General features: G+C 40.0%; 15 protein-coding genes and 1 pseudogene. 4 read left to right on the plus strand and 12 right to left on the minus strand.

All coding sequences use genetic code 11. The annotated features are described in order from the left end of the window. Positions 1-5: 5 nt before the first annotated feature. Both AB2B50_RS04275 and AB2B50_RS04280 read left to right on the plus strand, forming a co-directional pair. Positions 6-671: a hypothetical protein gene (locus AB2B50_RS04275; RefSeq protein WP_320692619.1), complete on the plus strand. Its 666-nt coding sequence runs from the start codon at positions 6-8 to the stop codon at positions 669-671. A 635-nt stretch (positions 672-1,306) separates the two neighbouring features. Beyond that, positions 1,307-1,486, plus strand: coding sequence for a hypothetical protein (locus tag AB2B50_RS04280; protein WP_320693290.1), 180 nt, complete (start codon positions 1,307-1,309; stop codon positions 1,484-1,486). 20 nt (positions 1,487-1,506) lie between these two features. Here AB2B50_RS04280 and AB2B50_RS04285 read toward each other — a convergent pair whose 3' ends face one another. Both AB2B50_RS04285 and AB2B50_RS04290 read right to left on the minus strand, forming a co-directional pair. Further along, entirely contained in the window at positions 1,507-2,223 is a 717-nt protein-coding gene (locus tag AB2B50_RS04285; protein WP_045762594.1) for a YebC/PmpR family DNA-binding transcriptional regulator, read from the minus strand. A 97-nt stretch (positions 2,224-2,320) separates the two neighbouring features. Further along, positions 2,321-3,691: an MATE family efflux transporter gene (locus tag AB2B50_RS04290; protein WP_320692620.1), complete on the minus strand. Its 1,371-nt coding sequence runs from the start codon at positions 3,689-3,691 to the stop codon at positions 2,321-2,323. A 108-nt stretch (positions 3,692-3,799) separates the two neighbouring features. On the opposite strand from AB2B50_RS04290, the gene AB2B50_RS04295 reads away from it, so the two are divergent. Further along, positions 3,800-4,354: a GNAT family N-acetyltransferase gene (locus AB2B50_RS04295; protein ID WP_320692621.1), complete on the plus strand. Its 555-nt coding sequence runs from the start codon at positions 3,800-3,802 to the stop codon at positions 4,352-4,354. A 202-nt stretch (positions 4,355-4,556) separates the two neighbouring features. Here the strand turns inward: AB2B50_RS04295 and AB2B50_RS04300 are convergent. The 7 genes and pseudogenes from AB2B50_RS04300 to AB2B50_RS04330 form a co-directional block, all read right to left on the minus strand. Further along, positions 4,557-4,750, minus strand: a pseudogene (locus AB2B50_RS04300) (PspC domain-containing protein). A gap of 172 nt (positions 4,751-4,922) precedes the next feature. After that, entirely contained in the window at positions 4,923-6,077 is a 1,155-nt protein-coding gene (gene recA / locus AB2B50_RS04305) for a recombinase RecA (RefSeq protein ID WP_049502853.1), read from the minus strand. Positions 6,078-6,118: 41 nt separating this feature from the next. Beyond that, the gene (locus tag AB2B50_RS04310) at positions 6,119-7,387 is read right to left on the minus strand and encodes a competence/damage-inducible protein A (RefSeq protein WP_320692622.1); all 1,269 of its coding nucleotides are present in this window, start codon (positions 7,385-7,387) and stop codon (positions 6,119-6,121) included. Between the two features lie 79 nt (positions 7,388-7,466). Next, complete coding sequence (gene lytR, locus AB2B50_RS04315; protein WP_320692623.1) at positions 7,467-8,504, minus strand: glycopolymer--peptidoglycan transferase LytR; 1,038 nt, start codon at positions 8,502-8,504, stop codon at positions 7,467-7,469. A 4-nt stretch (positions 8,505-8,508) separates the two neighbouring features. Beyond that, complete coding sequence (locus tag AB2B50_RS04320) at positions 8,509-9,030, minus strand: GNAT family N-acetyltransferase (RefSeq protein ID WP_320692624.1); 522 nt, start codon at positions 9,028-9,030, stop codon at positions 8,509-8,511. Continuing rightward, a complete protein-coding gene (gene tsaE / locus AB2B50_RS04325) occupies positions 9,020-9,463 on the minus strand; it encodes a tRNA (adenosine(37)-N6)-threonylcarbamoyltransferase complex ATPase subunit type 1 TsaE (protein WP_320692625.1) in 444 nt (147 codons plus the stop codon). Before tsaE ends, AB2B50_RS04320 begins: the two co-directional genes overlap by 11 nt. A gap of 86 nt (positions 9,464-9,549) precedes the next feature. Then, on the minus strand, positions 9,550-10,971 hold the full coding sequence (locus tag AB2B50_RS04330; protein WP_320692626.1) for an NCS2 family permease: 1,422 nt from the start codon (positions 10,969-10,971) through the stop codon (positions 9,550-9,552). 196 nt (positions 10,972-11,167) lie between these two features. On the opposite strand from AB2B50_RS04330, the gene AB2B50_RS04335 reads away from it, so the two are divergent. Next, positions 11,168-11,980 carry a Cof-type HAD-IIB family hydrolase gene (locus AB2B50_RS04335; protein ID WP_320692627.1) on the plus strand — a complete coding sequence of 271 codons (813 nt, stop codon included), beginning with the start codon at positions 11,168-11,170 and terminating at the stop codon, positions 11,978-11,980. A gap of 129 nt (positions 11,981-12,109) precedes the next feature. Here the strand turns inward: AB2B50_RS04335 and AB2B50_RS04340 are convergent, their stop codons facing one another. The 3 genes from AB2B50_RS04340 to AB2B50_RS04350 form a co-directional block, all read right to left on the minus strand. Beyond that, on the minus strand, positions 12,110-12,565 hold the full coding sequence (locus tag AB2B50_RS04340; protein WP_320692672.1) for an SP_0198 family lipoprotein: 456 nt from the start codon (positions 12,563-12,565) through the stop codon (positions 12,110-12,112). A 76-nt stretch (positions 12,566-12,641) separates the two neighbouring features. Then, positions 12,642-13,880, minus strand: coding sequence for a bifunctional folylpolyglutamate synthase/dihydrofolate synthase (locus AB2B50_RS04345; RefSeq protein WP_320692628.1), 1,239 nt, complete (start codon positions 13,878-13,880; stop codon positions 12,642-12,644). 165 nt (positions 13,881-14,045) lie between these two features. Further along, positions 14,046-14,351 (minus strand): DUF1292 domain-containing protein, encoded by a 306-nt coding sequence (locus AB2B50_RS04350; RefSeq protein ID WP_000017624.1) that lies wholly within the window; start codon positions 14,349-14,351, stop codon positions 14,046-14,048. Positions 14,352-14,359 lie beyond the last annotated feature (8 nt).

Below are 14,359 nucleotides of genomic sequence, written 5' to 3' on the forward strand. Positions count from 1 at the left end.
TTCAAATGAAACAAGAAGAGTATAAAACCTTAGGAATCCTTGCTGTCATTTTTGGAGCTGGTGCTCTTCTCAGCTCTCGGATACCAATTATCAATAGTCTAGCCTTTCTCCTTGGATTTGTTGCCTTGATCTTAGGAGTCATCGGTATCGGCCTCAATCTCCAAAATCAAAAAACATTAGCTATGATAGGTTCAAGTTTTGGCCTCATTTCCATTATCATTGTACTGATAAGCCAATTGCTATTCACTCCTATCTTCGCTGATTTTATAAGAGGCTATCGCAGCTCTTCTAATTATCTCATGGAAGAACCAACCAATGAAGATTGGCCAAATAGTATCATTGATGAATACGAAAATGAAGAGGAAGAAGAGATCTTTACCTGGACCCAAGACCAGTTTGATGCCTTAATAGAGGGAGACCCATCCAACCAAGGGCAAGGGGGTACCAACTACAGTGATATTATCAGAGAGCATGGAATTCCAGATTCTGAGTCAGAATCAAATCTTGATAATCAAGAAACAAAAAGAATCTCCTATCTATCCCTTGGTTCACCTAGTAAGGCAGTTGTTTTAAACTTTGTAAAGCAGAAAAATGGTCAGTTTCTTCTGATTCATAAATTTTCAATAGGTCTGGAATCACAAAAACAACATGATACTGGTATCAGAATCTAACATAAAATAAAAAGAGAGTGGGACAGAAATCGGTAATTCGTTAGAATTCGATTTCGTCGTCCCACCTCCGCCCAGTTGAGTAGGGCTGTAAAAGCTGATGAAATCAGCGTAGTAGAGCCCACTCAACCACTGCGTCTTGCTCGAAAATCCAAAGACAATTAAGAGGCTAGGACTTTTGTCCCAGCCTCTTTTGTATTAGAACCCATTTACTTTCTAGAATTTCATCACATATATTTCCAAGCGACCCAATATCTTATAAAATAGCTGAGTTTTTCAGAGGTTTACGACATTTTCCCCTTATTTTTTAAACTTTATAAAAACTCTTGGCTCTGTCGGCGTACCGTGATATAATATAGTCAAGATAAGAGCTTGCTGAGATCTACAAAGAAGATCGGCTCAAAAAACTTGAAAAGGCGATAGATAATTCCCATAAAACAGTAACGTCTATCGCAAAACAAAAGATGTAAGTCCAAATCCAGTGAAAGAAAAAAGAAATGCTAAGAAGTAGATACGAAAGCCCCTCGAACTTCTATTTTATCAAATGAAAAGAGGGAAACCAATGGTTAGTTCAATAGCTGTTTTTATAATAGCAATCAACGTCTATATTTATCTAAAAAACGAAAAGGACAAATAAAATGAGAAAAGTTATTCAAGAATTATTAGACAGTTCCATTTCTACATCTGCGATTTCACAAGGTGCTGCCGTTCCTTGGTCTACCATTTCGGATCTTAGAAAAGGAAAAACAAGCATGGACAAAATGGCTCTCCTAACTGCAGAAAAACTTTATGAATTTGCTACAAGTAAAAAACAGTGACTCAGCACTGTTTTTTTGTATTAGAACCCATCCACGTTTGTGTAGATTTTTTGTACGTCTTCGTCGTCTTCAAGGACTCCGTAAAGTTTTTCAAATGTTTCCAAATCTTCACCTGACAACTCAACTTCTGATTGAGGAATCATTTCTAATTCAGTTACTTGGAATTCTTCAATACCAGATTCACGCAAGGCAACGATAGCCTTGTGAAGATCAGTTGGAGCTGTGTAAACAGTGATTGTTCCTTCTTCTGCTTCTACATCGTCTACATCGACATCTGCTTCAAGCAAGAGTTCAAAGATTGCATCAGCATCTTCACCTGCAAAGACGATAACACCTTTGTTGTCAAATAGGTAAGATACAGAACCTGAAGCTCCCATGTTTCCACCGTTTTTACCAAAAGCAGCACGAACATTCGCAGCTGTACGGTTGACGTTTGAAGTCAAAGTATCAACAATCAACATAGAACCATTTGGTCCGAAACCTTCGTAACGACCTTCTGTAAAGGTTTCGTCTGTGTTTCCTTTTGCTTTATCGATAGCCTTATCAATAACGTGTTTTGGTACTTGCGCTTGTTTGGCACGATCGATAACGAATTTCAAAGCAGTGTTTAATTCTGGATCTGGTTCACCTTTTTTAGCTGCTACATAGATTTCTACACCAAATTTTGCATATACTTTAGAGTTAGCTCCATCTTTAGCTGTTTTCTTAGCTACGATATTGGCCCATTTACGTCCCATTAGGAATCTCCTTTTTTCACATTTTAATCTTTCTTATTATAACACAAGTCTACCTGATTTTCACTAGAGGAAATGGATTTTTCTTTTGTAAATCAAGCTAGGATTTCCCACCAGCAACCAATATTTTCTTGCCTTCTTTGATCCATGGATGCTTGGAAAGTGAGAAGTAAAGTTGAGCAGTCATAACTAGCCAGAGAAGGGGCTCACATAGAATCACACCTATATAGCCTGTCCAAGGAATAATCCAAGCCACAAACACGATTTTCCCAAATAACTCGATAAAGCTAGATACGAGAGGTAGGAACTTTTGACCTAGCCCTTGTAAGCTATTTCTATAGATCAATAAAAGACTCAAAAATGGATAGAATACAGAACTGATGCGTAGGTATAAAGTCCCATTTTCAATCAAGTAGCCGTCTGTCGAACTTGCCAGGAAAGAAACCAGAGTAGGACTTGCAAAAAATAGGAAAATGCAGGCAAAACTTGCCCAAGCCATACTAATATAACTTCCTAATCGAAGTCCTTGGACAATGCGGTCTGGTTGCTTGGCTCCATAGTTTTGAGAGATAAAAGTTGTTATCGAAGATGAAATAGCTGTCATTGGTAATAAGGCAAAAGCCATGATTCGGCGTGCTGCTGTCTGAGCGCTGATAATGACTGCTCCAAAACTATTGACCGAGGATTGCAAGATCACACTTCCGATAGAGACGATTGAACCCATTAAACCCATGGCTAGCCCCTGCTCCAAGAGATCAACATAAAGAGCCTTATTCCATTTGAAATCCTTCCACCTAGGAAGGAGCTCTGGAACACTCTTTCGGATATAGAGATAGCAAAGGATAGCTGACAAACCCTGGGAGATAATGGTTGCAAGACCAGCAGATTGAACACCTAACTGCAATTGCGTAATAAAATACAAATCCAGAATCACATTAACAATGGCTGAGAAAATAAGAAAAGCAAGCGCAGCAAGGCTATCGCCAACAGAGCGCAGTAATCCTGCAAAGAGATTATAAGCAAAACTAACTCCTACACAGCTGACAATCATAGAAATGTATTCATAAGACTGGGGGAGAATTTCTGCAGGAGTTTCCAGATATTGGAGAAGTGGATAGAGACCAACAAAGCCTATCGCCATAACAATCACGCTTAAAAGAGCCCCTAAAATCCAAGTGGCTGCGACAGCTTCTTTAATCTTTGAAAAGTTACGAGCTCCGTAATAGCGGGCAATCACCACTCCCATCCCATTTCCGACTCCGAGAGCAAATCCGATAATCAAATCAAAAATGGCAGTCGTTGCTCCGACTGCTGCCAAGGAATTTTGTCCCAAAAAACGCCCAACAATCAAAACATCAGCTGTATTGTATAGTTGTTGAAAGATATTGGACAGTAGAATCGGTAATGCAAAACTAATTAGCGCGGGAAGGATGGGACCATGAATCAGGTCCACCTTTGATTTTTTATTCATAAGGCTATTATATCAGCTTTCAAGTGGGGGAACAAGGGAGTTTCATTAAGAAAGCGTTGCCTAGATACAAACAATCTGGTATAATCGTGACAGAAAAGGAGTTTATACATGAGCTTAACCAGCCAATTAATTACAGATGTATTTCCAGACCTTGACAAAGTTGAACAATTAAACAAGGAAGCCTTCCCTGAAGAAGAACGCGTCTCCTTGGAGGAATTTTTAAGTTATCAGGATAGAGATGACGCCCACTTTTTCGCTTTTTATAACGAGGAAGAATTTGTCGGCTTCGCCTTTGCCATTTCCAATCAAAAAGCTTTCTATATCAGCTTTTTTGCCATTATGCCCCATTTGCGTAGCCACGGATACGGGAGAGAAATCATTGAAAAGCTGATTGATTTTTACCAGCGTACCATGATTCTTGAAGTGGAGCGATTGGACGAAGACTGTGACAATCTTGAACAACGAAAAGCCCGTATGGACTTCTACCTACAAAATGGTTTTAAAACAGCCAATGCCTTCTTGGAATACGAGGGAATGAGTTTTGAAATTCTCTATCGTGGTGACCATTTTGATGAGGAAGCCTATAGGAACATCTTTCAAAAATTGCAAGAAGAAAATTATTTCGACTTCCACATCGAGTATCGTCGTTTCAGCGACCACTAACCTATACTGTAGTCTTGAACTTCCCAGTAAGAAACTGCAAATTTTTCTACAATGAATACCCAATCACCTGTGCTACAGGTGATTTTTTTGTGATTCCAAAATCAAATAGCAGAAAGTTTTGCTAAATCCATCAAAATAAATAAGACTGAGACAACCTTGTCCCAGCCCTATCATGACTTATCTTATAAAGATGTCACTAAGTTTACGCTTCTGTTCCAGCTTCTGGCATGATGAGCCAAAGAATGAGGTAAGCAAGAATTCCTGATCCACCTAGTAATGTGAAGAGAATCCAAATAGCACGAACCAATGTTTGGTCCATATCTAAGTAGTCAGCAAGACCTGCACAAACACCAGCAATTTTTTATCTTGAACATTACGAACTAAACGTTTTTCCATAAAAATCTCCTTATACTAATTTTTCTTTTAATTTATTTTGTTATCAAATCAAATCTTTTTCAACCGTCTTCCTCATTTTTACTGTGAAAATCTGTCAATCCTGCTCTCATAACCTTGTTTCTTTATTCTCATATAGCAAAAAAAGTGGGGATTCCTCCACCACTTTCACTTTTTAATCTTCAATTTCGATTTCAAGATCATCGCCAAGGTCAAGAGTCACTTCTTGATTAGCTACTTCTGATTCCACAGGTGCAACTTTTTCATCGGCCACTGCATCATCTTCAATCAAGCCAAACTTGACACGAACTTGGTGGTCAATCTCGTCAAAGATTTCTGGGTGATCTGCCAAGTATTTCTTAGCATTTTCAGAACCTTGTCCGATCTTTTCATCTTTGTAAGAATACCATGCTCCTGCTTTCTTGATAATGTCAAGATCACTTGCAATCTTCAAAAGCTCACCAGTTCTTGAAATTCCTTCACCATACATGATTTCAACAAAGGCTTCTTTGAATGGTGGGGCTACCTTGTTTTTAACAACCTTAATCTTGGTTTCCTTACCTACGCTAGTATCTTTTTGGTCACCAGTTCCCTTGATTTGTGTGCTTCCACGAACATCCAAACGGACAGAAGCGTAGAATTTAAGAGCACGTCCACCAGGAGTTGTTTCTGGATTACCAAACATAACCCCTACTTTTTCACGCAACTGGTTGATGAAGATAGCAATTGTCTTAGTCTTATTGATAGAAGCTCCGAGTTTACGCATAGCCTGGCTCATCATACGAGCTTGAAGACCAACATGGCTATCTCCGATATCACCATCGATTTCCGCACGAGGTACAAGGGCAGCAACTGAGTCGATAACGACAAGGTCAACCGCTCCAGAGTCAATCAATTTCCCTGCAATTTCAAGACCTTGCTCACCTGAGTCTGGTTGTGATAGGAGCAATTCATCAATGTTAACCCCAAGAGCTGCTGCATAGGCTGGGTCAAGAGCGTGCTCCGCATCGATAAAGGCAGCAATTCCGCCTTCTTTTTGTGCTTGCGCTACCGCATGAAGGGCAACCGTTGTCTTACCTGATGACTCTGGACCGTAGATTTCAATGATACGTCCCTTTGGATAACCACCTGATCCAAGTGCAATATCAAGGGCCAAAGAGCCTGAACTCATCACTTGGACTTTTTGCTCGGCACGTTCACCCAAGCGCATGATTGATCCCTTACCGAAGTCTTTTTCAATCAATTTAAGGGCATCGTTCAAGGCTTTTTCACGATCAGCACCAAATTTTTTGCCAATTTCATCTAATTTTTTTGTTGGTTTTTTCGCCATTTTGTTCTCCTATATTCTAATAGTCCTAAGACCTTCTTCTATTATAACAAATCTCCAGCACTTAATAAAGCTTTGCGAACTAGGTTAAAGGCATGTAGGACTGCAATTTCTCGCACATCTCCACGACTTCTACCTGCGATATTGGCTTGAATAACTTCTGTACCCGAAGCTTGCGCTAAAGCAATAAAGACTGTACCTGCTGGATGTCCTTCTAGACTATCTGGGCCAGCTACTCCCGTCAAACTAATTCCAAAATCTGACTGGGTCTTGATTCGTGCCTGTTCAGCCATTTTTTCAGCAGTAAAGGCTGAGACGACTCCATGTTTTTCCAATTCAGCTTGTGGAATATCAAGCATCTTAGATTTTTCTTCAAGGCTATAGGTCACAAAACCACCTTTAAAGATAGCAGATACACCTGAAAAATCTGCCAAAGTGGCTTGAAACAGTCCTGCAGTCAAGCTTTCTGCTGCGGTGATGGTTTTCTTTTGCTTTTTCAACTCTTCTACTACCAGGCTAGCCAGGCTGGTTTCTTCTCCATAGCCATAGCAAATTTCTCGAAGTGAAACACCTTCAAAGGTTTCTCTCTCAAGGATTTTTTGTTCTAGATCATCTAGAACTCGATTCGCTTCTTCCTGACTCTTAGCCTTGGTAGATAAGCGAATGGTCACTTCCCCAGTTTTAGCATAAGGTGCCAAGGTTGGATCCGTCTGCTGGTCAATCAGATCCGATAAGATTGTCACCAGTTGGCTCTCTCCAATCCCAAAGAAACGCAACACACGTGAGTAGAGCTTAGAACCTGTTGTCAACCTTGGCAGCAATTCATTTAAAACCATAGGTTTTAATTCACTTGGTGGCCCTGGTAGGACGACATAGGTTACCCCAGCCACCTCGATCATGCCACCGACTGCCAGCCCTGTTTCGTTCGGCAATGGGGTTGAACCTTGAACAATTTGAGCCTGGCGCTCATTATTGGGAGTTCTAGCATAGTCTGATCGATGAGCAAAAAAGACATCTAGCTTAGCCTGAGCCTGAGGATCAAAAGTTAAGTCACGTCCTAAAAATCGGGCCAAAGTTTGCTTGGTCAAGTCATCTTCCGTAGGACCCAAGCCACCTGTTAAAATGACTAGACTACTGCGATTCCGAGCAATTTCTAACAGGGATAGGAGGCGAGCCTCGTTATCCCCTACGGCCGTCTGAAAATAGACATCTACACCGATTTCAGCCAACTTTTCAGACAAGAATTGCGCATTGGTATTGACAATCTGACCTGTCAAAATCTCTGTCCCAACAGCTATAATTTCTGCTTTCATTTTTTCCTCCTACTTACCTATTCGGATTTCTTTGAAAAAATCGCAGGATAATTCCCACGATTTGACCAATAGTTTCCTATTATTCTAACTCTTCTACTGTATAACTAGTAGATTGGGGTAACTGCCCCTGACCATAAATATTCTCATACAAGACTACATTGGTCTCCAAATTCGTAACCTCTGGTTGCCCGAGCGAACGGCGTAAAAGATTTTGCATCTCTAACATATGCTCGGATGTCACGATTTGGTAAGATGTCCCTTGAAGCATTGCATCCTCTCCACGCAATTGTTGAGACTCAATATTTTTAAATGAATCTTGATAACCCATCAACTGAGGAATCGTTGTCGTTGTAATTTCGATATTTGTCTGCATATTATCGCTAAGAGCCTTCAGAATCTCTTGATAGTGACTCACACTATTCAAACTAAGAATCTTCTCGACAACTTTTTGAATCACTTCACGCTGACGTTTTTGACGACCATAGTCTCCTTCTGGATCCTGATAACGCATACGTGAATAAACAAGGGCTTCTTCACCATTTAGCTTCTGTTCGCCAACACCGATAGAAATCGTATTAAATGGTTCCTGATCTTGGATAGAGATTGGGAAACCTAGAGTGTTGTTCACTGTAATACCACCTACAGCATCAACCATTCTTTGAAGTCCATGCATATTGACCATCACATAACGGTCGATATGGATATTCATCATTTTTTGAATCGTTGAAATAGACAACTCTGCTCCACCATTGGCATAGGCGGCATTGAGTTTAGCCTCTATTACACTACCATCTGGCTGCTGGATTTGTGTGAGAATATCTCGCTCTAAACTCATCATGACTGTCTTCTTAGTTTTAGGATTCACTGTGACCAAAATCATCGAATCACTATTACCCGCCCATGGATCTGTACGTTCAACATTCCCTGTGTCCACGCCCATCAGCAAAATCGTCAGAGGTTCGGTCGCTTCAATGACCTTGGTTTCTTCACCGATTTTTTTATAGGTTTTAGCCAAAGTCTGTGTACTCTGTTGGTAGATTGTATAGGCATAAGCTCCCACACCAAGTACTGTCACAAGAACAAAGCCTAAAAACATTCCGATTATCTTTTTTGCCATACTTTTATTCATCTATCAGTTGACCCATCAGGTAAACATCTAGAAACTCTCCTCCTTCTATACAAGCGCCACGTTCCTGTAATCCTTCTATGATAAAACCCATTTTTTCATACAGATGCACCGCAGCAAGATTTCTTTTTTGGACTGTCAATTGTAAACGTCGAATACTACCGCTAGATTTAGCCCATTCAATCACTTCTTCCATCAAGATACTACCGAGACCATTTCCCCAATAAGCTTTTTTAATCCCTAAAAAGACATCTCCAATATGACGAACCCGCAGACGTTGATCAGCTGTTATATTGATGACTCCTACTAATTCATCATTCAAAAAAGCTAATAGGGTGATTTGATTCTCTGACTGGGCTTGTTGGTCAATGAACAATTCCATCTCAGACTCACTCATTGAGATTCCATTTTCATCCAAACTAGTAAAAGTCGACTCTTGTCCTATTTGATCCAAAAGTGCAATAAGAGCCGTAGCATCTTGGACTTCTGCTTCACGAATTAAAAGATCATATTCCATTCGTCAGCCTCTTCAAAAGTTCTGTCGCTCGTTGGCCATGAGCATGAAAGACGATTTCTCGTCCCTCATCCTTTTTAAGAATTTCTAACTCCAGATAATCTGATGGAAGATTGTCCCCCAATAGATGTCCCCACTCAATAACCGTTACACCTGATCCAAAAAGAAATTCATCCAAGTCGATTGAATCTGCATCCCCTTCGATGCGATAAACATCTAAGTGATACAAGGGTAGATGTCCTTCGTACTCTCTAACAATGGTATAGGTAGGACTCTTAATCATTTGATAAATGCCTAATCCTTTAGCCAGACCTTTTGTTAGTGTTGTTTTACCAGCACCTAATTCACCGGTCAAAATCAATACATCATTTTTTTCTAGTAAATGCCCTAGCTTTTCCCCAAGTGCAATCAACTCATCTTCATTTTTTGTGTACATATAATTATTATACCAAAAAGTTTTATTTTGTGATATTTCCATCAACAAAAAAAGAGGAGACTCCCCTCTTTTTTTAGTTTTTGTCATTAGTTAAGAGCCATACTGATGTAGTTCAAGATAAACAAGGCATCCAAAATCCAAATCATTACATGCACATCCTTGACCTGACCTTTGACAACTTTTGTCAAGGTGTATGTCAAGAAACCAACAGCAATCCCTTGTGTGATAGAGTAGCTGAATCCCATAAAGATAGATGTGAAGAAGGCTGGAATAGCTTCTGACATATCATCCCAAGGAATGTTTTTCAAGTTAGAGAGCATCATAATTCCGACGATAATCAAAATTGGTGCTGTCGCAGCTGAAGGCACAATGGCAAGAAGTGGGCTAAAGAAGCTTGATAGAGCAAAACAGATAGCAACAACTAAGGCTGTCAATCCAGTACGTCCACCAGCACCGATCCCTGCTGCTGACTCAATATAAGTTGTAACGTTTGAAGTACCTGCAATGGCACCAACTGATGTCGCCACCAAGTCAGAATATAGAGCCTTATCCAATTTAGCTGACTCGTGGTTTTCACCACTTGTTGCAACGATACCAACTTTTTCACCAGTACCAATAAGAGTACCAATAGTATCAAAAATGTCTGTCAATGAGAAGGCAAGAATGGCCATCAAGGTTTCTGGTAAGCGAGAAGTGTTTGAAACCAAAGATCCTAAACCTTCTGAACCAAGAGCAGCACCAAACAAAGTTCCTAGGTCGTTAACTGCTGATGAAAGATTGTTGCTTGCAAAGTCAATGCTAGACAAATCAACAAGACCAACAGCAATAGCAAGAACTGTCGTTGTCAAAATAGAAAGGATGATACCGCCTTTGATCCCCTTAACAACGAAGAAGATAGTAATGGCAAGACCTGCAAGAGCTACCAAGACAGCTGGAGTGTTGAAGTCTACCAATCCTGGAACAGCTGCTGAGTTTGCAGTAAGTGCTGCTTGAGCCTTATCTGCTCCTTCACCTGCTACTGTATAAGTACCCGGGTCAATCGAGAATTTCAAGAGACCAGCATTCTTAATCCCAACATAAGCAAGGAAAACCCCAATACCAGCTGAAATCGCTGAACGAAGAGTTGTAGGAATAGATTCGATAATCATTTTACGAACATTGGTCAATGTAATAATCAATGAAATAATCCCGCAGATGAAGACCATCCCAAGTGCTTCTTGCCATTTATAACCCATCCCAAATACGACGGTAAATGTGAAGAAGGCATTGAGTCCCATACCTGGAGCTTGCGCATATGGTAAGTTAGCATAGAAGGCCATCATCAAAGTCCCCACAACAGAACCAATGATTGTAGCCAAGAACACACCTTGAACAGGCATTCCTGTTTGTGAAAGCATTTGAGGGTTTACAAAGAGAATATAACTCATTGCAAAGAAAGTTGTTAAACCAGCAAGAACCTCTGTACGGACATCTGTCCCGTGCTCTTTTAGTTTAAATAGTTTGTCCATTTTTAATCTCCTTTGTCATTTTACGAACAATACTACCATTATATCACCAATCATTCATCTTTTCAAGATGTTTTTTCTAATTTTAAAAATTCTTATGGGATATTATTCTCCCTATTTTCGCTTATTATCAGCTTTTCTAGTCACTTTCTGATATAATAGAAAACATCTTATCTGAAACTAGATTCGGGAGGATTTTATGACTAAAAAAATGATTGCCGTCGATTTGGACGGAACCTTGCTCAACTCTGAAAGCAAACTTTCTGATTTTACTATTGAAACGATTAAGAAAATCTCTAAAAAAGGCCACCAAGTTGTTATCGCAACTGGTCGCCCTTACCGTATGGCCAAAGATTTTTATGATCAACTTGAACTTGAAACCCCTATGATCAACTTCAACGGTTCACTCACTCATCTGCCAGGTAAGACTTGGAAACATGAAAAGTGTCTGACTGTGGACAAAAAATACCTCTTAGATATCGTGAAACGAAAAGAGGAGATTGAGGCAGACTTTATCGCAGGTGAATACCGTAAAAAGTTTTACATTACGGCTCCAGACAAAGAAATTGCCAACCCTAAATTATTTGGTGTTGAAAACTTTCGCCCTGAAAATCAATTCCAGTCTAACTTAGTGACCAAGGGACCTAACTGTATTTTATTACAAACTAGGGCAGACGATAAATATGCACTAGCAGAAGAGATGAACAGCTTTTACAAGCACCAACTCAATATTAACACTTGGGGTGGCCCTTTGAACATTCTCGAATGTACTCCCAAAGGAGTTCACAAGGCCTTTGCCCTCGAATATCTTCTCAAGGTCATGAATATAGACAAACAGAATTTGATTGCCTTTGGTGACGAACACAATGACCAAGAAATGCTTTCTTTTGCAAGTAAAGGCTATGCTATGAAAAACGCAAATCCTGCTCTGTTACCTTTCGCAGACGAGCAATTACCATTGACCAACGAAGAAGATGGCGTCGCTCACTTTTTACAGGAACGATTTCTTTAATTTCACTCATTCTATACTTTTGGGGTAGACATTAGCTACCTTAAGAGTATGGAATTTTTTTGAGCTCAAAGTCAATGAAAAAAGGATTTGAATCCGTCTTTTACAGATCCAAATCCCAACAAATGATGTCTATTTCTTTAAAACGATACGATCTGAAGCCTCACGGTCCATGTCATCGATAATAATCTGGTTCTCTTCTGCCACATAAATCTTGATATCGTCTCCAATAAAGACTCTCTGATTTTCTGGTTCGAAGGTCACCTTTTTCACCTCTTTATCTCCGTTCGCTTCAACTTCTGTCCACGTTCCGGTATTTCCAGTGACTACAAGAGTAATGCTATCACCCTCGTCTTGTCCCTTGTAGGTCCCATCTATATTAGTAGTTGTGTCAGTCTTTGTACTAGTAGTAGAACTAGAAGCACTGGTTTCTGATACTTGACTAGTGCTCACTTCAGATCTAGAGCTTGCTTGGGATGACGGCGCCGGCTTCGTTGTTGACGAACAAGCAGTTAAGAGACTAAGACTTGCCACAGTAGCAAGAGAAAGTGTAAATTTTTTAGTGACATAATGTCTCCTTTCTTTCAGGAGCTAAAGGCAGAAAAACTGCAGAACTATTCTACTTATACTATATCAAATAAAGAAAACAAGGTCAATCAGGCAACTATATTTTTATAAGGTAGGCACGAACTTCAGATATAAAATAGAGGGAACCTGTAACAAACAGTAAGTCTCTCTCCCCTGCAGACTTTTCAAAATCATCTATAAAGTCTCGATAGGAAGAAACTCTATGATAGTCGCTCAAATCTTTCTCCTCCAAAGACCCTTGATAGTCAAAGCTCGTCACATAGAGAGCTGTATCAGGCAAATGATCGGTCAGATAATCCAACATGCCACTATAATCTTTACGCTTTAAAGCTCCAAAAAGGATTTGAGGTTGATAACCTTGCTGAATTTTTTCCTGGATAAATTCAACTAACCGCTCCAAGGCTGGTAGATTGTGGGCACCATCTAGATAAATGTGCTTCGTAACAGCTTCTAGACGCCCAGCCCAACTGGTTGTTTTCAGAGCATACCGGATAGCTTTCTCATTGACCTTTTCACCTCTCTCTGTCATAAACAACAGAAATGCCTGCAAAGCAAGGGCGGCATTTTCCTCTTGATAAGCTCCTTCCAATCCTAGTTTTAATTGGGTCAAATCCGCTAGAGAAGAAGAAAAATCTCCTGATTTGAAAGAAAAATCTCGGTCAGCTTGGTAGAGAGTTACATCTAAATCTTCTGCTATCTTTTGACAAACGAGCTGGGCTTCAGGAGCTAAGTTTGCAATCACTGCTACTCTTTCTGGCTTAAAAATTCCTGCTTTCTGTTCAGCGATTTCTTCCAGACTATTGCCCAAGGTCTCCTGGTGATCTAGGCCAATTGAAGTAATAACTGCAATCTCTCCAGTCACCACATTAGTGGTATCAAGAAGTCCACCAATCCCAACTTCTAATAGAACTAGATCCACCTCTTGTTCTTTAAAATAAAGCAAAGCAATCACTGTTAACAATTCAAAAAAAGACAATTGATCATGTGTCTCTAGAAGTCTTTGCTCCATTTCCTTAACTTGATTTGCCAAACGGATAAAGTCTGCGTCCGATATGGGTTGACCATTGATACAAATCCGATCATGGATGCTAACAATATGGGGTGAAGTAAAGGTCCCCACCTTCTTACCATGAGAAACAAAGAGCTCTCTCATAAAGGCAATGGTTGACCCCTTGCCATTAGTTCCTGTAACATGGATAATAGGATAGGCTTTCTCAGGGTTCCCCAGCAAGTCTACCGCTCTCTGCATCCGCCCCAAACCTGATCTAAAATTTAAACCGATTCGACTATGAAGCCATTTTTCTACTTCAAACACGCTTAATCTCCTTAATCCTTAACAAAAAAGCGAAGATTCTCTTCGCTTTTCATTGAATTAGCTAGTACTTAGCTATATTTTATTTCAATACGGGCTAAAAACGTCCACTGGACGTTCCTGCTTTTTCTTTCTAGAAGCAGGGCTAAAAACATCCCCCGGATGTTTTTACTCCTCCATAAAGCTGTTGAAGACTTCTTCAATCATGTTCCATTCATCCTCTGAATCTTCAGGGATTGGTTGCAATTCGCCTTCTGTTCCATCTTCGTTTTCGATGAATGAGTATGCCTGGATTTCAACTTCGCCGTTTTCATCTTCTTCTGCATTAACTGGTACAAGAAGAACATAATTTTTACCAAATTCTTCTTTTCCGTCAATAGTCAAAAGGATTTCAAACAAGGTTTCGTTTCCTTGCTCATCTACAAGTGTAATAAGTTCACGTTCTTCGTGATCGTGGTTGTGATCGTGTGACATAGTTTCTC

This window comes from Streptococcus fermentans, assembly GCF_040888305.1.
GTDB classification, from domain to species: Bacteria; Bacillota; Bacilli; order Lactobacillales; family Streptococcaceae; genus Streptococcus; species Streptococcus fermentans.

What these genes read in the sequence shown, in the direction of transcription:
- AB2B50_RS04275 (WP_320692619.1), top strand. Translation starts at nt 6, where the DNA reads ATGAAACAAGAAGAGTATAAAACCTTAGGAATCCTTGCTGTCATTTTT.
- AB2B50_RS04280 (WP_320693290.1), top strand. Translation starts at nt 1,307, where the DNA reads ATGAGAAAAGTTATTCAAGAATTATTAGACAGTTCCATTTCTACATCT.
- AB2B50_RS04285 (WP_045762594.1), bottom strand. Translation starts at nt 2,223, where the DNA reads ATGGGACGTAAATGGGCCAATATCGTAGCTAAGAAAACAGCTAAAGAT.
- AB2B50_RS04290 (WP_320692620.1), bottom strand. Translation starts at nt 3,691, where the DNA reads ATGAATAAAAAATCAAAGGTGGACCTGATTCATGGTCCCATCCTTCCC.
- AB2B50_RS04295 (WP_320692621.1), top strand. Translation starts at nt 3,800, where the DNA reads ATGAGCTTAACCAGCCAATTAATTACAGATGTATTTCCAGACCTTGAC.
- recA (WP_049502853.1), bottom strand. Translation starts at nt 6,077, where the DNA reads ATGGCGAAAAAACCAACAAAAAAATTAGATGAAATTGGCAAAAAATTT.
- AB2B50_RS04310 (WP_320692622.1), bottom strand. Translation starts at nt 7,387, where the DNA reads ATGAAAGCAGAAATTATAGCTGTTGGGACAGAGATTTTGACAGGTCAG.
- lytR (WP_320692623.1), bottom strand. Translation starts at nt 8,504, where the DNA reads ATGGCAAAAAAGATAATCGGAATGTTTTTAGGCTTTGTTCTTGTGACA.
- AB2B50_RS04320 (WP_320692624.1), bottom strand. Translation starts at nt 9,030, where the DNA reads ATGGAATATGATCTTTTAATTCGTGAAGCAGAAGTCCAAGATGCTACG.
- tsaE (WP_320692625.1), bottom strand. Translation starts at nt 9,463, where the DNA reads ATGTACACAAAAAATGAAGATGAGTTGATTGCACTTGGGGAAAAGCTA.
- AB2B50_RS04330 (WP_320692626.1), bottom strand. Translation starts at nt 10,971, where the DNA reads ATGGACAAACTATTTAAACTAAAAGAGCACGGGACAGATGTCCGTACA.
- AB2B50_RS04335 (WP_320692627.1), top strand. Translation starts at nt 11,168, where the DNA reads ATGACTAAAAAAATGATTGCCGTCGATTTGGACGGAACCTTGCTCAAC.
- AB2B50_RS04350 (WP_000017624.1), bottom strand. Translation starts at nt 14,351, where the DNA reads ATGTCACACGATCACAACCACGATCACGAAGAACGTGAACTTATTACA.